This window comes from Vreelandella massiliensis (assembly GCF_900155385.1).
GTDB lineage: Bacteria > Pseudomonadota > Gammaproteobacteria > Pseudomonadales > Halomonadaceae > Vreelandella > Vreelandella massiliensis.
Window position 1 is genome coordinate 1 of the sequence record NZ_LT699766.1, and the last position, 1,466, is coordinate 1,466.

Here is a 1,466-nt window from a genome sequence, read left to right on the forward strand (position 1 = left end):
TGAGCTCAAAATTCAACGCGACAGCCGGGAGGCCACCGTAGCGAAGGGCGTCGCGCAAACAGCCGGTTATGCGGACCAAGTGGGTGCCGATGAAGCCCATCTTGTGGTGTTCAACCGCGCGGATGATATTTCATGGGAAGAGAAAATCTGGCAGGGCACTGAACACCACGGTGATAGAGCTATTCACACCTGGGGCGCTTAAACTGTCTTTGTTAATGACGATATAGAATGTCTCGCTGCCTGCTACGTAGTACCTCAGTATCAGTTAGGGGGGGGCAGTAGGATCGCGCACTAACCCGGTCTGGCTACGATAGGCAGTCACCCATGCTAAAGTGGAGAAAGTTTCTCCCTTTCAAGGTGCTATTCGATGGAACGCTTTTTTAATAACGCGGGGCCGACCATACCGGAAGATCACTACCATATTGATCCGCTTAGCCGCGTGGATTGGGATGAAGTTGAGAATCTAATCGCCCAGAAACGTTATTTTGTTCTTCATGCACCCCGGCAGACAGGCAAGACCACCACACTGTTGGCGATGATGCAGGCGCTCAATGAAGAAGGTCGTTATGCATGTGCTTACGCCAATATCGAAGGCGCCCAAGCCGCTCGGGGAGACGAAGAAAAAGGCATGCGAGCAGTGTGTGATGCGGTGGTCAATGCCATTCAGCTCTATCTTGATGATGATACACTGGTCACGTGGTATGAAGCCAAGCAATACACAATTTCGCCCCAGCAACGACTGTCTAGATTACTGCAGACGTGGACACAGCATGCCGCTAAGCCTACCGTTCTGTTTCTCGACGAAGTCGATGCCTTAGTCGGCGATACGCTGATTTCGCTCTTGCGCCAAATCCGTGCGGGGTACGCCCAGCGGCCGAAAGCCTTCCCCCAGTCGATCATTCTATGCGGTGTACGCGATGTGCGCGATTACCGCATGCATCAGGACGGGGCCGAAGTCATCACTGGCGGCAGCGCGTTCAATATCAAAGCTGAATCGCTGCGTATGGGCAGCTTTTCCTATGAAGAGTGTGAGCAACTGTGGTGTCAGCATACCGAAGCCACCGGCCAGCCATTAGATCCCGCCATTTTTCCTGAACTTTGGGAAGACACCCGAGGCCAGCCTTGGCTGGTCAACGCCTTGGGTTACGAGCTGACTTGGCGTTTTAAACCGGCGCGCGAGCGCTCGCGAACACTGACGCTGGAGGATTACCGTGCCGCCAGGGAAAGACTCATTCAATCCCGTGCCACGCACCTTGATCAGCTGACCGACAAGCTGCGCGAGCCTCGGGTGCAGCGGGTGATGAGTGCGCTGCTCTCCAGCGAAGAGAGTGTCGATATCGATGCGATCAAGCCGGACGACCAGCAGTATGTCGAAGACTTGGGCCTGATCGAGACGTACCCGTCCCTGCGTATCAGTAACCGTATCTATCGCGAAGTCATCCCGCGCGATCTTACCTGGATCATGC

2 protein-coding genes are annotated in these 1,466 nt (G+C 54.6%); both read left to right on the forward strand.

Annotation, left to right across the window (positions count from 1 at the left end; genetic code table 11):
* A partial coding sequence (locus tag BQ9846_RS16745; protein ID WP_210433216.1) for a hypothetical protein occupies nucleotides 1-202 on the forward strand: 202 nt, incomplete at its 5' end.
* 165 nt (nucleotides 203-367) lie between these two features.
* Nucleotides 368-1,466: AAA family ATPase (locus BQ9846_RS16310; RefSeq protein ID WP_075882100.1), on the forward strand; the 1,099-nt coding region annotated here is incomplete at its 3' end.